This window comes from Pseudomonas sp. DE0157, assembly GCF_007678615.1.
Lineage (GTDB): Bacteria > Pseudomonadota > Gammaproteobacteria > Pseudomonadales > Pseudomonadaceae > Aquipseudomonas > Aquipseudomonas parafulva_B.
Genome location: NZ_VEJN01000008.1, coordinates 130,114 through 145,804, shown reverse-complemented (window position 1 = coordinate 145,804; position 15,691 = coordinate 130,114). Strand labels below are relative to the sequence as shown.

The 15,691-nt window shown below is 62.7% G+C and carries 15 protein-coding genes; 9 read left to right on the top strand and 6 right to left on the bottom strand.

Annotated features, from left to right (window positions below; all coding sequences use genetic code 11):
- Positions 1–13: 13 nt before the first annotated feature.
- From FS777_RS12505 to tldD, 3 genes are read left to right on the top strand one after another with little or no spacing between them, the layout of a single operon-like run.
- A complete protein-coding gene (locus FS777_RS12505) occupies positions 14–3,823 on the top strand; it encodes a YhdP family protein (RefSeq protein WP_145255746.1) in 3,810 nt (1,269 codons plus the stop codon).
- Positions 3,824–3,837: 14 nt separating this feature from the next.
- Positions 3,838–4,689: a carbon-nitrogen hydrolase family protein gene (locus FS777_RS12500; protein ID WP_078479057.1), complete on the top strand. Its 852-nt coding sequence runs from the start codon at positions 3,838–3,840 to the stop codon at positions 4,687–4,689.
- A gap of 2 nt (positions 4,690–4,691) precedes the next feature.
- Positions 4,692–6,131 (top strand): metalloprotease TldD, encoded by a 1,440-nt coding sequence (gene tldD, locus FS777_RS12495; RefSeq protein ID WP_058604405.1) that lies wholly within the window; start codon positions 4,692–4,694, stop codon positions 6,129–6,131.
- A 35-nt stretch (positions 6,132–6,166) separates the two neighbouring features.
- Here the strand turns inward: tldD and yjgA are convergent, their stop codons facing one another.
- Complete coding sequence (gene yjgA / locus FS777_RS12490; RefSeq protein ID WP_058637496.1) at positions 6,167–6,688, bottom strand: ribosome biogenesis factor YjgA; 522 nt, start codon at positions 6,686–6,688, stop codon at positions 6,167–6,169.
- A 109-nt stretch (positions 6,689–6,797) separates the two neighbouring features.
- On the opposite strand from yjgA, the gene pmbA reads away from it, so the two are divergent.
- The 6 genes from pmbA to FS777_RS12460 all read left to right on the top strand — a co-directional run bounded on the left by pmbA (position 6,798) and on the right by FS777_RS12460 (position 12,036).
- Positions 6,798–8,144: a metalloprotease PmbA gene (gene pmbA / locus FS777_RS12485; protein ID WP_145255743.1), complete on the top strand. Its 1,347-nt coding sequence runs from the start codon at positions 6,798–6,800 to the stop codon at positions 8,142–8,144.
- Between the two features lie 159 nt (positions 8,145–8,303).
- Positions 8,304–8,723, top strand: a complete 420-nt coding sequence (locus tag FS777_RS12480) for a hypothetical protein (protein ID WP_058637550.1) — start codon at positions 8,304–8,306, stop codon at positions 8,721–8,723.
- Positions 8,698–10,074: a lyase family protein gene (locus FS777_RS12475; protein ID WP_058637498.1), complete on the top strand. Its 1,377-nt coding sequence runs from the start codon at positions 8,698–8,700 to the stop codon at positions 10,072–10,074. The genes FS777_RS12480 and FS777_RS12475 overlap by 26 nt, the downstream gene beginning before the upstream one ends.
- A 27-nt stretch (positions 10,075–10,101) precedes the next feature.
- On the top strand, positions 10,102–10,524 hold the full coding sequence (locus FS777_RS12470) for a hypothetical protein (RefSeq protein ID WP_058637499.1): 423 nt from the start codon (positions 10,102–10,104) through the stop codon (positions 10,522–10,524).
- A 1-nt stretch (position 10,525) separates the two neighbouring features.
- A complete protein-coding gene (locus FS777_RS12465) occupies positions 10,526–11,137 on the top strand; it encodes a superoxide dismutase (RefSeq protein WP_058637500.1) in 612 nt (203 codons plus the stop codon).
- Positions 11,138–11,148: 11 nt separating this feature from the next.
- A complete protein-coding gene (locus FS777_RS12460; protein ID WP_145255831.1) occupies positions 11,149–12,036 on the top strand; it encodes a ZIP family metal transporter in 888 nt (295 codons plus the stop codon).
- Positions 12,037–12,121: 85 nt separating this feature from the next.
- Here the strand turns inward: FS777_RS12460 and FS777_RS12455 are convergent, their stop codons facing one another.
- The 5 genes from FS777_RS12455 to FS777_RS12435 all read right to left on the bottom strand — a co-directional run bounded on the left by FS777_RS12455 (position 12,122) and on the right by FS777_RS12435 (position 15,631).
- Positions 12,122–12,394 carry an HPr family phosphocarrier protein gene (locus FS777_RS12455; protein WP_058637501.1) on the bottom strand — a complete coding sequence of 91 codons (273 nt, stop codon included), beginning with the start codon at positions 12,392–12,394 and terminating at the stop codon, positions 12,122–12,124.
- Between the two features lie 19 nt (positions 12,395–12,413).
- Complete coding sequence (gene rapZ, locus FS777_RS12450) at positions 12,414–13,268, bottom strand: RNase adapter RapZ (RefSeq protein WP_058637502.1); 855 nt, start codon at positions 13,266–13,268, stop codon at positions 12,414–12,416.
- Positions 13,269–13,270: 2 nt separating this feature from the next.
- Positions 13,271–13,735 (bottom strand): PTS IIA-like nitrogen regulatory protein PtsN, encoded by a 465-nt coding sequence (ptsN, locus tag FS777_RS12445; protein ID WP_027913742.1) that lies wholly within the window; start codon positions 13,733–13,735, stop codon positions 13,271–13,273.
- A 12-nt stretch (positions 13,736–13,747) separates the two neighbouring features.
- Positions 13,748–14,056, bottom strand: coding sequence for a ribosome hibernation-promoting factor, HPF/YfiA family (gene hpf / locus FS777_RS12440; protein ID WP_058604411.1), 309 nt, complete (start codon positions 14,054–14,056; stop codon positions 13,748–13,750).
- Between the two features lie 81 nt (positions 14,057–14,137).
- On the bottom strand, positions 14,138–15,631 hold the full coding sequence (locus FS777_RS12435) for an RNA polymerase factor sigma-54 (protein WP_058637503.1): 1,494 nt from the start codon (positions 15,629–15,631) through the stop codon (positions 14,138–14,140).
- Positions 15,632–15,691 lie beyond the last annotated feature (60 nt).

The following is a 15,691-nucleotide window of genomic DNA, read 5'->3' as shown; positions in this document are numbered from 1 at the left end:
GACCTGGAGGGCCATGGCCATGGGACGTCTAAGCCGCGTTCTGAGTGTCCTGACCCGTTGGGGATTGGGGGCTTGCGCCTTGCTGCTTATCGCAGTGGCGCTGTACGCCAGCCTCGGCCGGGCCTTGGTGCCGCTGGTGGCCGAGTACCGCAGCACGGTGCAGGCCAAGGTCGCCGAGGCACTGGGTGTGCCCGTGCACATTGGCGCGCTCCAGGGCCGCTGGAGCAGGCTGTCACCGGTGCTGACCGTACACGACCTGCAAATCGGTGAAGGCGCCACGGCCTTGCGGCTCGATGACGTCATCGTGGTGCCGGATGTCTGGGGCAGCCTGGTCGCACGTCAAGTGCGCCTGGCGCGCATCCAGCTGGCCGGCCTGCAACTGATCGCCCGCGAGGATGAAAACGGCGAGTGGAAGCTCGAGGGCCTGCCCAAGCAGGACGACGCACCGCTGCAACCCGAACAATTGCTCAAGGACCTGCGCCGGCTTGGGCGGGTCGATGTGTTCGACAGTCAGGTCACCCTGCACGCCTGGCAGCGTGATCCGCTGACGCTGACCTATGTCAGCGCAGGCTTGCTGGCAGGGCCTTCGCGGCAATCGCTGGACCTACGGGCAACCTTGCCAGATGGCCAACCACTGACGCTGAGCGCGCGCAGCCGGGCTTCGGCCGAGGCCTGGCGTGACGCGCAGGTAGACGGCTACCTCAACCTGCCGGACAGTGACTGGGCGCGCTGGTTGCCGCCTCGGCTGTTGGGGCAGTGGCATGCCCAGGTGCTTCAGGCTGGCGGCGAGGCCTGGTTCGACTGGCGCGACCGCCAGTTGCACCAGGGCGCCGTACGCCTGAATGCGCCGCACCTTGAAGGGGCCTATGACACGCGCAAACCGGCCAAGGTAGACAATCTGGCCCTCAATGCCTGGTTCAAGCGTCAGGATGAGGGCTTCGACGTCGTTGTCGACTCACTGGCGATGGACCTTGGCGACACGCATTGGGCGTCGCGGCTGCGGTTGAGGCAGCGCAACGGTGCTGCGCCGGCTGATGAAAGCTGGCAGGTGCAGGCCGATCGTCTGGAGCTGACCCCCCTCACGCCGTTGATCCACGCCTTGGCGCCCATGGGCCAGCAGGCGCTGGCGGTGGTCGATGGCCTCAATGTCACAGGTGCCTTGCGCAACGTGCAACTGACGGCCCGGCCCCATGCCGACGGTGATCGCCGGTTGGCGTTCGAAGGCAACCTGGAGCGCGTGGGTTTCGATGCGTATCACGGTGCCCCGGCTGCCGGTAACGTGAATGGCAGCATCAGCGGCGACCTTGGGCACGGCGAGCTGCGTCTGGATACCGACGCGTTCATGCTGCACCTGGATCCGATCTTCGCCAAACCCTGGCACTACCAGAAAGCCAATGCGCGCCTGACCTGGACGCTGGACAAGGCAGGTTTCACCCTGATTGCCCCTTATCTGAAGGTCGTGGGCGAGGAGGGCAAGATAGCAGGCGACTTCCTCATCCGCTTGTTGTTCGAGCAAGGCCGTGAAGACTACATGGACCTGCGTGTCGGTCTGACCGATGGCGATGGCCGCTACACCGCCAAGTACCTGCCTGAGGTATTGAGCCCGGCCCTGGACCAATGGCTGCGCAGCGCAATCGTCAAAGGCAGCGTCGACCAGGGTTATTTCCAGTACCAAGGCTCGCTCAATCACGGCGCCAGGCCCGAAGCCCGCAGCATCAGCCTGTTCTTCAAGGTGCATGATGCCACCTTGGACTTCCAGCCCGGCTGGCCACAGGTACAGCATGTGGACGGGGACGTGTTCATCGAGGACAGCGGTGTGCGCATCAAGGCACAACGCGGCGTGCTGCTCGATACCAAGGTCAGCGACGTGAACGTCGACATTCCACATGTGGAAGGCAACGGTGATAGCCACTTGCACTTGGACGGCAATTTCGACGGTGGCCTGGTGGACGGGCTCAAGATACTCAAGCAAGCGCCCATCGGCACCCATGAGATCTTCGCCGGCTGGGAAGGCGAGGGCCCCCTCAAAGGCAAGGTCAAGCTGGACATACCGCTGGCCCATGGGCAGCAGCCCAAGGTAAAGGTGGATTTCGCCACGCGCGATGCGCGGCTCAAGATCGCTTCGCCTGAGCTTGAGCTCACGCGCTTGAAGGGCGACTTCAGCTTCGACTATGACAAGGGCCTCAGTGGCAAGGGCATTTCCCTGCAGGCATTCGGCAAGCCGGTCACTGCGCAGATCGCGGCTGAAGGCGAACCGGGGCAGATGCAGACACGAATCAGTGCCAGCGGTCGGGTTTCGCTGCAGGCGCTGACCCAATGGCTGCATTTCGACCAGTCACTGCCAGCCTCGGGCGAGCTACCGTACCAGCTGCAGTTGAGCATTGGCGCACGTGAAAACCTGTTGAGCGTCGATTCGGACCTCAAAGGCCTGTCGATCGACCTGCCGGCACCCTTTGGCAAAGCGCCCGCCGACAGCCGGGCCAGCCGTTTCAGCATGAACCTGCAAGGCGCGCAACGGCGCATCGACGCCGCCTACACCGATCTCGCCCGGCTGGCCTATGTAGCACCCGCCGAGCACCTGGACCAGGGTGCTGGCGAGTTGCTGCTTGGCGCTGGGCAAGTGCAGCCTCCCGGCGGGCGCGGCCTGCGCGTTCGTGGGCACCTCGATACCCTGGACCTTGACCCTTGGCAGGCTCAGGCGCAGAAGCTCGGGGGCGACGATCCCGGCGGCAGTGCGCGGCAGACTTTGCAGAGCGTGGACCTGAGCATAGGAACCCTAAAGGCTTACGGTACGGAACTGAACCAGTCGAGAGTGCGCCTGGCACGTGGGTCGGCGGCCTGGGACGTGCGCCTGGACAGTCGGCAGGTGGTGGGTGACGCGCGCGTGCCAGACGCCGAAGGCGCCCCTATCGTCGTGCGGCTGCAAACCTTGCGCCTGCCTGCAGGCAGTGCCGACCAGGCGCAGGACGAAGACGGCGCCGATCCGCTGGCGTCCTTCGACCCGCGCAAGGTGCCGCCGCTGGACGTACGCATCGACAGGTTCTACCGCGGTGACGATCTGTACGGCAGCGCTGCGATCAAGCTGCGCCCGACCCGTACCGGTGTGAACGTCAGCGACATCGATCTGAACCTCAAGGGGCTGCGTATCGACGGCAGCGGTGGTTGGGATGGCGCGGGCGGCACGAGCTGGTACAAAGGCCGCGTGCAGGGCAAGCAACTGGGCGATGTGCTCACGGCCTGGGGCTTTGCCCCGACGGTAACCAGCCGGGACTTTCGCATGGACGTGGACGGGCGGTGGCCGGGATCCCCGGCGGCGATCAGCCTGAAACGCTTCTCCGGCAGCCTCGATGCGGTGCTGCACAGCGGGCAGTTCGTCGAGGTAGACGGTGGGGCGCAAGCGTTGCGGGTATTTGGCTTGTTGAACTTCAACGCCATCGGCCGGCGCTTGCGCCTGGACTTCTCCGACCTGTTCGAAAAGGGCCTGGCCTACGACCGACTCAAGGGGCTGCTGGTGGCCAGTGAAGGGGTCTACGTAACCCGCACGCCGATCAAGGTCACCGGCCCGTCGAGCGATTTCGAACTCGATGGTACGCTGGACATGGTGCGTGAGCGGGTCGCTGCCAACCTGCAGGTCAGCCTGCCGGTCACCAACAACCTCCCCCTGGCAGCGTTGATCGTCGGCGCCCCGGCCGTGGGCGGCGCACTGTTTCTGGTCGACCGCCTGATCGGCGACCGGGTGTCGCGCTTTGCCAGCGTGCATTACCGGGTAGTTGGGCCGTGGAAAGAGCCTAAGATTACCTTTGTGAAACCATTCCAGAAATAGCGTCAGGAGGGTCGATGAAGGCTGCGGTAATCCAGATGGTCAGCCAGGATGATGTGCAGAGTAACCTGCGCCAGGCGAGCAGGCTTCTGGAGCAGGCGGCTTCAGGTGGCGCCAGGCTGGCTGTGCTGCCAGAGAACTTCGCTGCCATGGGGCGTGCAGACGCCGCGGCCATCGGCCGCGCCGAGGCCCTAGGCGAAGGCCCGATCCTGCCCTGGTTGAAACGCGTGGCCTGCGACCTCAGGTTATGGATTGTCGCAGGCACCATTGCCCTGCCACCGGATGGTCAGCCCCGGGCCAAGCCACATGCTTGCTCGTTGCTGATCGACGAGCATGGGCAGCAGGTGGCGCGGTACGACAAGTTGCACCTGTTCGATGTGGATGTCGCCGACAATCGTGGCCGTTATCGTGAATCCGATGACTATGCCCCAGGTGCGCAAGTGGTGGTTGCCGATACGCCGGTCGGGCGGTTGGGCCTAAGCGTGTGCTACGACCTGCGCTTTCCCGAGTTGTACAGCCATCTGCGGGCAGCCGGGGCGGAGCTGATCAGTGCACCGTCGGCCTTCACGGCGGTGACTGGGGCGGCGCATTGGGACGTGCTGATCCGCGCACGCGCCATCGAGACACAATGCTACATGCTGGCCGCAGCCCAAGGCGGGCTACACCCCGGCCAGCGCCAGACCCACGGCCACGCGGCGATCGTCGACCCATGGGGGCGCATCGTGGCGCAACAGGCGCAAGGCGAAGCGGTACTGCTTGCCGAGCGCGACAGTGACGAACAGGCGTCCATTCGGGCGCGCATGCCGGTGATCGATCACCGGCGCTTCTTCTCGCAGGGCGCATTGCGGCCTGCGCACACCTCGGAGTGACTATGAGCCAGATGTTATCCACCGTCAGCGAGCAGCTCCTGACCCCAGGCGGCTTGACCCTGGACAGCCTGCAAAGTGTGCTGGGTGAATTGGCCGGCCCTGGCATCGACGCCGCCGACCTGTATTTCCAAGGCCAGATTTCGGAAACCTGGGCGCTGGAGGATGGGATTGTCAAAGAGGGCAGCTTCAACCTCGACCAGGGGGTCGGTGTTCGTGCCCAGGCCGGCGAAAAAACCGGTTTCGCCTACAGCAATGCCATCAACCTCGAAGCCTTGACCTCTGCCGCACGCGCCGCGCGGTCGATTTCCCGTGCCGGTCAGAACGGCACGGTCCAGGCGTTTCGTGCCCAGGACGTGACCACGCTCTACCCGGCGGATAACCCATTGGACGTGCTCAGCCGTGCCGAGAAGGTCGAGCTGCTCAAGCGTGTCGATGCCGCCACCCGCGCGCTGGACCCGCGTATCCAGCAGGTCAGCGTCAGCATGGCGGGCGTCTGGGAGCGAATTCTGGTCGCGGCCGCCGACGGCAGCCTGGCGGCCGACGTGCGGCCCCTGGTGCGCTTCAACGTCAGTGTCATCGTCGAGCAGAACGGCCGTCGCGAACGCGGCGGGCAGGGCGGCGGCGGGCGCACCGACTATCGCTTCTTCACTGAGGAGCGAGTAATGGGCTATGCCCGCGAAGCACTGCGCCAGGCGTTGGTGAACCTGGAAGCCGTTGCCGCGCCTGCCGGCACCTTGCCCGTGGTGTTGGGGCCTGGCTGGTCCGGCGTGCTGCTGCACGAGGCGGTCGGCCATGGCCTGGAAGGCGATTTCAACCGCAAGGGCAGTTCGGCATTCAGCGGCCGGATAGGCCAGAAGGTCGCGTCCAGCCTCTGCACCATCGTCGATGATGGCACCCTGGAAGGTCGGCGTGGGTCCTTGAGCGTGGACGACGAGGGGACGCCAACCGAGTGCACCACCCTGATCGAAAACGGCGTGCTCAAGGGGTACATGCAGGACAAGCTCAACGCGCGCCTGATGGGCATGGCGGTGACGGGCAACGGTCGGCGGGAATCCTATGCCCACTTGCCGATGCCGCGCATGACCAACACCTACATGCGAGCCGGTGAGAGTGACCCACAGGAAATCATCGCTTCGGTGAAGAAGGGCATCTACTGCGCGAATTTAGGTGGCGGGCAGGTGGACATCACCAGCGGCAAGTTCGTGTTTTCGACCAGCGAGGCCTACCTGATCGAGGATGGCAAGATCACCGCACCGGTCAAAGGCGCGACCTTGATTGGCAATGGCCCGGAGGCGATGAGCCGTGTGTCGATGGTCGGCAACGACCTGTCGCTCGACAGTGGGGTAGGCACATGTGGCAAGGACGGGCAGTCCGTGCCGGTCGGAGTAGGCCAACCGACCTTGAAACTCGATGCGATCACGGTGGGCGGTACCGGGGCGTGAGGGTCGGCTGGGGCCGCATGGCGGCCCCGCCGCGATCAGCGCAGCCCGCGCTGCAGCTCGTCCAGATCGCGAATGTACTTGAACACCTTGCGCGAAGCGGCAGGGGGTTTGTTCCTGGCCTTCTCGTGCTGGGCATGGCGCACCAGCGAGCGCAACTGCTGGCGGTCGGTCTCCGGGTATTCGTTGACGAACCGTTCGAGGTCCTCGTCGTTGCCGTCGATCAACCGATCACGCCAGCGTTCAAGACTGTGGAAACGCTCGTTGTACTGGCGAGTGGAGCTGTCCATCTGTTCCAGCAGGGCATGAATGGCGTCCAGGTCCTGGACACGCATCAGCTTGCCGACGAACGACATGTGGCGTTTGCGAGCCCCATGTGCGGTGTGCTTGCTGGCTTCGGCCAATGCCTTGCGCAGTTCATCGGTCAAGGGCAGGCGCGCCAGGGTATCGGCCTTGAGGGTGGTGAGCCGCTCGCCGAGTTCGACCAGCGCATGCAGTTCGCGCTTGATCTGGGTTTTGCTTTTTTCGCCGTCGAAGGCGTCGTCGTTTGAATCAACCATGGTGGCAGTCCGCTAAAGATCGCCGCCATGATAACCAGTCGGGGGCCGCTTGTCCGGCCCGGCCGTTGAATGGCCCTTGCCGAACGCAGAATTCTGAGTGGAGAAAACCATGAGTGCAGTCCAGAGTATCGGCCCGAACGATCTGCCAGCCTTGCAAGAGCAGGTCGAAGCGATCATTGCCGAGGCCCGCCGCCAGGGCGCCAGCGCCTGCGAGGTGGCGGTGTCGCTGGAGCAGGGCCTGTCCACCACGGTCCGCCAGCGCGAGGTCGAGACGGTAGAATTCAACCGTGACCAGGGCTTTGGCATCACCCTGTACGTGGGGCAGCGCAAAGGCTCGGCCAGCACCTCGGCCAGTGGTCCGGATGCCATTCGCCAAACCGTTGCAGCCGCGCTGGCCATTGCCAAGCACACCTCCGAGGACGAATGCGCCGGGCTTGCCGACGCCGCCCTGATGGCCCGCGATATCCCGGACCTCGACCTTTATCACGACTGGAACCTGGAGCCGCAGAAGGCCATTGAAATGGCCTTGGCGTGCGAAGCTGCGGCCTTCGACGCTGATCCTCGGATTCTCAATGCCGATGGCACCTCGCTCAACACCCACCAGGGGTGCAGGGTGTATGGCAACAGCAACGGCTTTGTCGGTGGCTACGCCTCCACGCGTCACAGCCTGAGCTGCGTGATGATCGCCGAGGGCGATGGGCAGATGCAGCGTGACTACTGGTACGACGTCAATCGCCAAGGCCATCTGCTGGCTGACCCGCGCAGTATTGGCATCCGTGCCGCCCAACGGGCTGCCAGTCGCCTGGGCGCACGGCCGGTGCCGACCTGTGAGGTGCCGGTACTGTTCTCGGCCGAATTGGCAGGCGGGCTGTTCGGCAGCTTCCTGTCGGCGGTTTCCGGTGGGAACCTGTACCGCAAGTCCTCCTTCCTGGAGGGCGCGCTCGGCCAACAGTTGTTTCCAGCCTGGCTGACCTTGGACGAGCGCCCTCACATTCCGCGCGCATTGGGCAGCGCAGCCTTCGATGGTGATGGCCTGGCGACCTATGCCAAACCGTTCGTGGACAAAGGCCAATTAGTGTCCTACCTGCTCGGTACCTACTCAGGACGCAAACTGGGCCTGCCCAGCACCGCCAACTCAGGCGGCGTGCACAACCTGTTCGTCACCCATGGCAGTGACGACCAGGCGGCATTGATCCGGCGCATGGGGCGCGGCCTGCTGGTTACCGAATTGATGGGGCATGGCCTGAACATGGTGACAGGGGACTATTCCCGGGGCGCGGCTGGTTTCTGGATCGAGAATGGGGAGATTCAGCACGCTGTCCAGGAAGTCACCATCGCGGGCAACATGAAGGACATGTTCCAGCAGATCGTGGCCATTGGCAGCGACTTGGAGACCCGTAGCAACATTCACACAGGCTCGGTGCTGATCGAGCGGATGATGGTTGCTGGCAGTTGATCCTTTTCATTTGAGACCGTGGGGCCGCTGTGCGGCCCATCGCGGCGGTCCTATCTATTAACGGCAAAAAATCAATCAGCGGATACTCAATACCATCTACCGGTTGAACTGATTCTATTTATCAATTAATAATGAATATCATTTCACAGCTGCACGATGATGATGTTCATGACTACCGCCCTCCGCGAACTGCCCTATCTCGAAAACTGGCGCTGGCTCAGTCGCCGGATCCGCTGTGCCCTCGAGCCCGATGAGCCGCGCCTGATCGAACATTACCTGGCGGAAGGGCGTTACCTGGTGTGCTGCACCCAAACGTCCCCCTGGACCGTGGCATTGACGTCCTTTCGCCTGCTGCTCGATACCGCCTGCGACCGCATGTTGCCTTGGCATTGGCGCTGCCAGTGCCTGGATCAAGCCTGGCGGCCACTGTTGATCCTGCGCAACCTCGACCGGCAGGAGCAGAACCAACGCTGGCAGCCCTATGCCCTGCAACTGGCCAATTGCCGTTTGCTGCCCTCGATTTCCCCCGATGAATTGATGCAAGGATCCGATGATGACCAATACCCGCATCGAGCGTGACAGCATGGGCGAGTTGCACGTGCCGGCAGACGCGCTGTACGGCGCGCAGACCCAGCGTGCGGTCGACAACTTCCCCATCAGTGGCCAGCGCATGCCTGGCCAGTTCATACGCGCGCTGCTGCTGGCCAAGGCAGCGGCGGCCAACGCCAACGTCGAACTGGAGCAGTTGTCCGCGCAGCAAGGCCGGGCGATCGTCACGGCGGTACAGCAACTGCTGGCAGAAGACTTCAGCGTGCATTTCCCGGTCGATGTGTTCCAGACCGGTTCCGGGACCAGTTCCAACATGAACGCCAACGAAGTGATTGCAACGCTGGCCAGCCGGGGCTCAAGCGAGGCGATCAATCCCAATGATCACGTCAATTGCGGGCAGAGCAGCAACGACATCATTCCGACCACCATTCATGTCAGCGCCGCCCTGGCGCTTCACGAGCAACTGCTGCCAGCGCTAAGCCACCTCGTGCAGGTGATCGAAGCCAAGTCGGTCCAGGTTCGTCCGTATATCAAGACAGGCCGCACGCACTTGATGGACGCCATGCCTGTGCGCATGAGCCAAGTGCTCGATGGTTGGGCGGCGCAGGTCACCGGGGCCAAGGCGCATATCGAGGCCACCTTGCCCAGCCTGCAGGCCCTGGCCCAAGGGGGCACGGCCGTAGGCACCGGCATCAATGCCCACCCTGATTTCGCCGCCGGCTTCGCCCGTCACCTCAGCGCGCTGACTGGCGTAGCGTTTCGCCCTGCCCAGAATCTGTTTGCGGTAATCGGCTCCCAGGACACTGCCGTTGCACTGTCCGGCCAGCTCAAGACCACGGCGGTGGCGCTGATGAAGATCGCCAACGACCTACGCTGGATGAACTCAGGGCCATTGGCGGGCCTGGGTGAAATCGAGCTGCAGGGCTTGCAACCCGGCTCTTCGATCATGCCTGGAAAGGTCAACCCGGTGATTCCTGAAGCCACCGCCATGGTCGCCGCCCAGGTTATCGGCAATGACGCAACGATCGCGGTAGCGGGTCAGTCCGGCAACTTCGAGCTCAACGTCATGTTGCCGGTCATTGCCCGTAACCTGCTCGAAAGCATCGAACTGATGGCCAATGCCAGCCGGTTACTGGCAGACAAGGCCATTGCCACATTCAAGGTCAATGAACACAAACTCAACGAGGCGCTGGCGCGCAACCCGATCCTGGTCACGGCGCTGAACCCGATCATTGGTTACCTCAAGGCAGCCGAAATCGCCAAGGCCGCTTACGCGCAAGGGCGCCCCATCATTGATGTGGCGCTCGAACACACCGACCTTTCCCGTGATCGGTTGCAGGCCTTGCTGAACCCGGAAAAGCTGACCGCCGGTGGTATCTGATGGGTGAAATGGCCCTGGAGGCTCGTCATGCAGCACTGGAAACGCATCACGCAAATCGCCAATCACCTGTTCTCGCAAGGTGAGCTGGTGGACGCTCGCGAACACTACCTCCAGGCCCTGGCATTGGCCCAGGTGCTGTTCACGCGCTGGCAGGATGCCGATGAAGCCGTGGCCTCATTGGTGATTGCGCATCACAACCTGGCCGACTTGCACCTGCGCCTGCAGCAGCCCCATGAAAGCGCCGATTACCTGTGCGCCGTGCACCAACGGCTATTACAGGCCAGTCAGGACGTGTGCCTGCCACCGGCGCTGCGTGATGCAGCACTGCGCCACAGCGCCCGCACCTATACCGAGTTGTTGAGTTTCATCGCCGAACATGGCCAGTACCCGCGCACCGAGCACCTGCTCAATCGGCCCTGTTCACTTCAACCTGCCCACGGAGTCCATTGACATGCCCCATGCATTGCCTGCACTGCCCTATGCCTACGATGCGCTGGAACCGCACATCGACACGCAGACCATGGAAATCCATCACACCAAGCATCACCAGACGTACGTCAATGGCCTCAACGCAGCGGTCGAGAACAGCGAATGGGCCGACTGGCCTGTGGAAAAACTGGTGGCGGCGGTCGAGCAGTTACCTGAAAAGATGCGAGGCGCCGTGATCAACCATGGCGGCGGACATGCCAACCACAGTCTGTTCTGGACGGTGATGTCCCCCCGTGGTGGAGGTGAACCCCAGGGCGAGGTAGCCCGTGCCATCGAGACACAATTGGGTGGCTTCGAGGCATTCAAGGAAGCCTTCACCAAGGCCGCTCTGACCCGCTTCGGCAGTGGCTGGGCCTGGCTCAGCGTTACACCGCAGCAGACCCTTGTGGTCGAGAGCAGCGGCAACCAGGATAGCCCGTTGATGCACGGCCATACGCCGATTCTCGGCCTGGACGTCTGGGAGCACGCGTACTACCTGAAGTATCAGAACCGTCGGCCTGAGTACATTGGCGCTTTCTACAACGTCATCGACTGGGCGCAAGTGAACCGCCGCTACCTCGATGCCATGAAATGAGCCAGGCAGGCATGCGCCCCGAAGTGATGTCCGTCAACAGCGTGCGCTTGTTCAGGCTGGCGCTTGGCACCCTGTTGCTGCTGGCCGGCACCGCGTTGCTGGTGGCGCGCGCACTTGCCTGGCTCGACCTGGACCCACGTATGTTGCGGGCGTTGGAGGGCGGCGCGCTATGCGCATTGGGGACGGCCCTGGGTGCGGTCCCCGTACTGGTAGTTCGCACCATGCCCGTGGCGCTGGCGGACACCCTGTTGGGCTTTGGTGCTGGCGTCATGCTGGCGGCCACGGCCTTCTCGCTGCTGGTGCCTGGGCTGGAGGCCGCTCAGGCAATCGGCTTTGGTTCATGGGGAGCCGGCGCCCTCATCAGCGCGGGCCTGTTGACAGGTGCGCTGTGCCTTTATCTGGTGGACTTGAAACTCTCGGCAGGCTCACCCTCAGGGCTGACCTCTGGCGAACCGGTCATCGCCTCGCGCATGTGGCTGTTCGTTTTCGCCATCATCGCCCACAACATTCCAGAGGGCATGGCCATAGGCGTATCAGCGGGCGGGGGCATGGCAGACGCTGATAGCCTGGCAATGGGCATCGCCTTGCAGGATGTACCGGAGGGGCTGGTCATTGCGCTGGTACTTGCCGGCGCAGGCATGTCACGCTTCAAGGCCTTTCTCATCGGCGCCGCCTCCGGTCTGGTGGAGCCAGTGGCGGCCGTTATCTGCGCCTGGCTTGTGAATGTGGCGCAACTGCTCTTGCCGCTGGGCCTCGCCTGCGCTGCAGGTGCGATGCTGCTGGTCGTGACCCAGGAAATCATCCCCGAATCACGCAGCCACGGTAATCACCGCCTGGCCAGCCTGGGGCTGTGCATCGGTTTCTGCTTGATGATGGTGATGGATACTGCGCTGTCCTGAAGCGCCCGTGAGACTGCGGGCGCAAGGAGGAGGGTGGCGCACTTGGCGACGGTCGATGGAAACGCGTGCTGGCCGTGCTGAGGGTTCACTCCCCCTCGTCGAAGTAGTTGTTGATCAACTCGACCAGTGCCTCCATGGCTTCACTGTCCTGCTCGCCTTCGGTATGCAGGTAGACCTGAGTGCCTTTGCCCGCCGCCAGCATCATGACCCCCATGATGCTCTTGCCATCGACCAGCTTGTCCGGTGCACGACCCACCCTGACCTGGCAGGGAAAGCGACCGGCAACCCCGACGAATTTGGCTGCCGCCCGGGCATGCAGACCCAGTTTGTTGATGATGGTGATTTCGCGGGCGGGCATGAGCTGGCGGATCCTTGGGCTAGAGGTCGCGGTGGCGAACCTGGACGTTTTTCAAAGATTGCTGGAGCAACTGGCCCAGCCGTTCGGTGAGGTACACCGAGCGATGATGGCCGCCAGTGCATCCGATGGCGATGGTGACATAGGCACGGTTGCTGGCGGCGAACCGTGGCAGCCACTTGAGCAGGTAGCTGGAAATGTCGGTGAACATCTCTTCGACGTCCGGCTGGGCGGCGAGGTAATCAATCACGGGCTGTTCAAGGCCGGAGTGCCCGCGCAGCTCTGGCTTCCAGTAGGGGTTGGGCAGGCAACGCACGTCGAACACCAGGTCGGCATCGACCGGCATACCCCGCTTGAAGCCGAATGACTCCACTAGAAAAGCCGTACCCGGCTCTGGCTTGTCCAACAGGCGTAGTTTGATCGAGTCGCGCAACTGATAGAGATTCAGGCGGGTGGTATCGATCTTGAGGTCGGCCAGATCGGCGATCGGCCCCAGCAAATCCCGTTCGACGCGGATCGCCTCGGCCAGTGAGCGATCAGCATTGGTCAACGGGTGGCGCCGGCGGGTTTCGGAGAAGCGCTTGAGCAACGTGTCTTCGTCGGCATCGAGGTACAGCACGTCGCACTGGATGTGACGGGCACGCGCTTGTTCAAGCAGTTCGGGAAAACGCGACAAATGGCTCGGCAGGTTACGCGCGTCAATCGATACGGCAACCTTGGGCTGCGGCAACTCGGTGTTGAGCAACGCGCTTTCCGCCAACTGCGGCAGCAACCCGGCGGGCAGGTTGTCGATGCAGTAGAACCCGTTGTCTTCAAGGACATCGAGGGCCGTGCTCTTACCGGAGCCTGACCGGCCACTGACGATGATCAAGCGCATGTTCAATGCTCGTTCTGCACGTCCAGGACGACCTGGAACAAGGCCTCGCTGCTCTGGGCTGCACGCAAGCGATCACGAACGTCCTTGCGATCGAGCATGCTGGCTATCTGGCGCAGCAGTTCAAGATGGGCGTCGGTGGCCGCAACCGGAACCAGCAGAACGAAAAGCAGGTCCACGGGCGCGCCATCGATCGCGTCATAATCAATAGGCGCGTCGAGGTGCAGAAGGGCGCTGACCGGTGAGGAGCACCCTTCAAGGCGGCAATGGGGAATGGCGATGCCATTACCGAAACCGGTAGAGCCCAACTTTTCGCGGGCCACCAGTTTTTCGAAGACGTCTTGCATTTCAAGTTCAGGCACTTGATCGGCAATCAGGGTGGCGACCTTTTCAAGGGCGCGCTTCTTGCTGCCGCCCGGCACGTTCACGAGGGAACGGCCGGGGGTCAGGATGGTTTCAAGTCGGATCATGGATGAGGGGGATCAGCGGGCTGCTGCACCTTGCAGCAGGCTTTGCTGTTTTTCCTTGTGTTTTTTCAGTTGGCGGTCGAGCTTGTCGGCCAAGGCGTCGATCGCTGCATACATGTCTTCGTGTTCGGCGTTGGCTACCACTTCACCGCCAGGAATCTGCAAGGTCGCTTCGACCTTCTGCTGCAGCTTCTCGACTTTCATGATGACCTGCACGTTAGTGATCTTGTCGAAGTGACTCTCCACGCGGGCGAGCTTTTCGAGCACGTAATCGCGCATTGGCTGGGTGACTTCTACATGCTGTCCACTGATATTGACTTGCATACAGCTTCTCCTTTTGTTGCCCGTGCATCAAAGAGGCAGGTGTTGCACCTGCCACACAAACGCGGTGGCACATCTCAGGGGCTACATCAATCGCTTGCGCTCGCTCGAGGGTGCGATACCCAGGGACTCGCGGTACTTGGCGACGGTGCGACGGGCGACCTGGATGCCTTGTGCCTCCAGTAAACCAGCGATCTTGCTGTCACTCAATGGCTTTTTCTGATTTTCCGCCGCAACCAGTTTCTTGATGATCGCGCGGATCGCCGTGGACGAGCATTCACCGCCCTCGGAGGTGCTGACGTGGCTCGAGAAAAAGTATTTCAGCTCGTAGATGCCACGCGGCGTGTGCATGTACTTCTGGGTGGTGACCCGGGAAATGGTCGATTCGTGCATGCCCACGGCTTCAGCGATGTCGTGCAGCACCAGCGGCTTCATCGCCTCGTCGCCGTGGTCCAGGAAGCCGCGCTGGTGCTCGACGATCTGCGTAGCCACCTTCATCAAGGTTTCGTTACGACTTTGCAGGCTCTTGATGAACCAGCGGGCTTCCTGCAGCTGGTTGCGCATGAAGGTGTTGTCGGCACTGGTGTCGGCGCGGCGCACGAACCCGGCGTATTGCGCGTTCACGCGCAGACGTGGCACCGCCTCCTGGTTCAGTTCCACCAGCCATCGCTCGCTGTCCTTGCGCACGATCACATCCGGCACCACGTACTCGGGCTCGCTGGACTCGATTTGCGACCCTGGGCGAGGGTTAAGGCTCTGCACCAGTTCGATGACCTGGCGCAGCTCGTCTTCCTTGAGTTTCATGCGGCGCATGAGCTGGCTGTAGTCGCGGCTTCCCAGCAGATCGATGAAGTCGCTGACCAGGCGCATGGCCTCGGTCATCCACGGGGTGCTGGCCGGCAGCTGGCGCAGTTGTAGCAACAGGCATTCGCCCAGCGTACGGGCGCCCACACCGGCAGGTTCGAATTGCTGGATGCGGTGCAGCACTGCCTCGACTTCGTCCAGCTCGATGTCGAGCTCGGGGTCAAACCCTGCACAAATCTCGTCCAGGCTGTCTTCCAGGTAGCCCTGGTTGTTGATGCTGTCGATCAAGGTGACTGCAATGAGGCGGTCGGTGTCGGACATCGGGGCAAGGTTCAACTGCCACAGCAGGTGGCTTTGCAAGCTCTCCCCAGCCGAAGTGCGGGTAGTGAAATCCCACTCGTCGTCGTCATTGCTCGGCAGGCTGCTGGCGCTTGTCTGGTAGATGTCTTCCCAGGCGGTGTCGACGGGAAGCTCGTTGGGAATGCGTTCGTTCCACTCGCCGTCCTCGAGGTTCTCGGCGCTGGCAGTGGTTTCCTGGAAGCTGTTGTCCTGAACGTCGCTGGTGGGTTTGTTCTCGGCGTTATCCGCCATGGGGTCGGTGTTGTCGAAGTCGTCGCCGTCTTCCTGGCGCTCGAGCATCGGATTGGACTCCAGGGCTTCCTGGATTTCCTGCTGAAGGTCCAGGGTGGAAAGCTGGAGCAGGCGGATGGCCTGTTGCAACTGCGGTGTCATCGTCAGTTGCTGGCCCATTTTTAGGACGAGCGATGGTTTCATGGCAGATGCTTTGTACCTTGTTCGCCGGCGCACATGCGCCTTCCACTACACGAGGGCGCC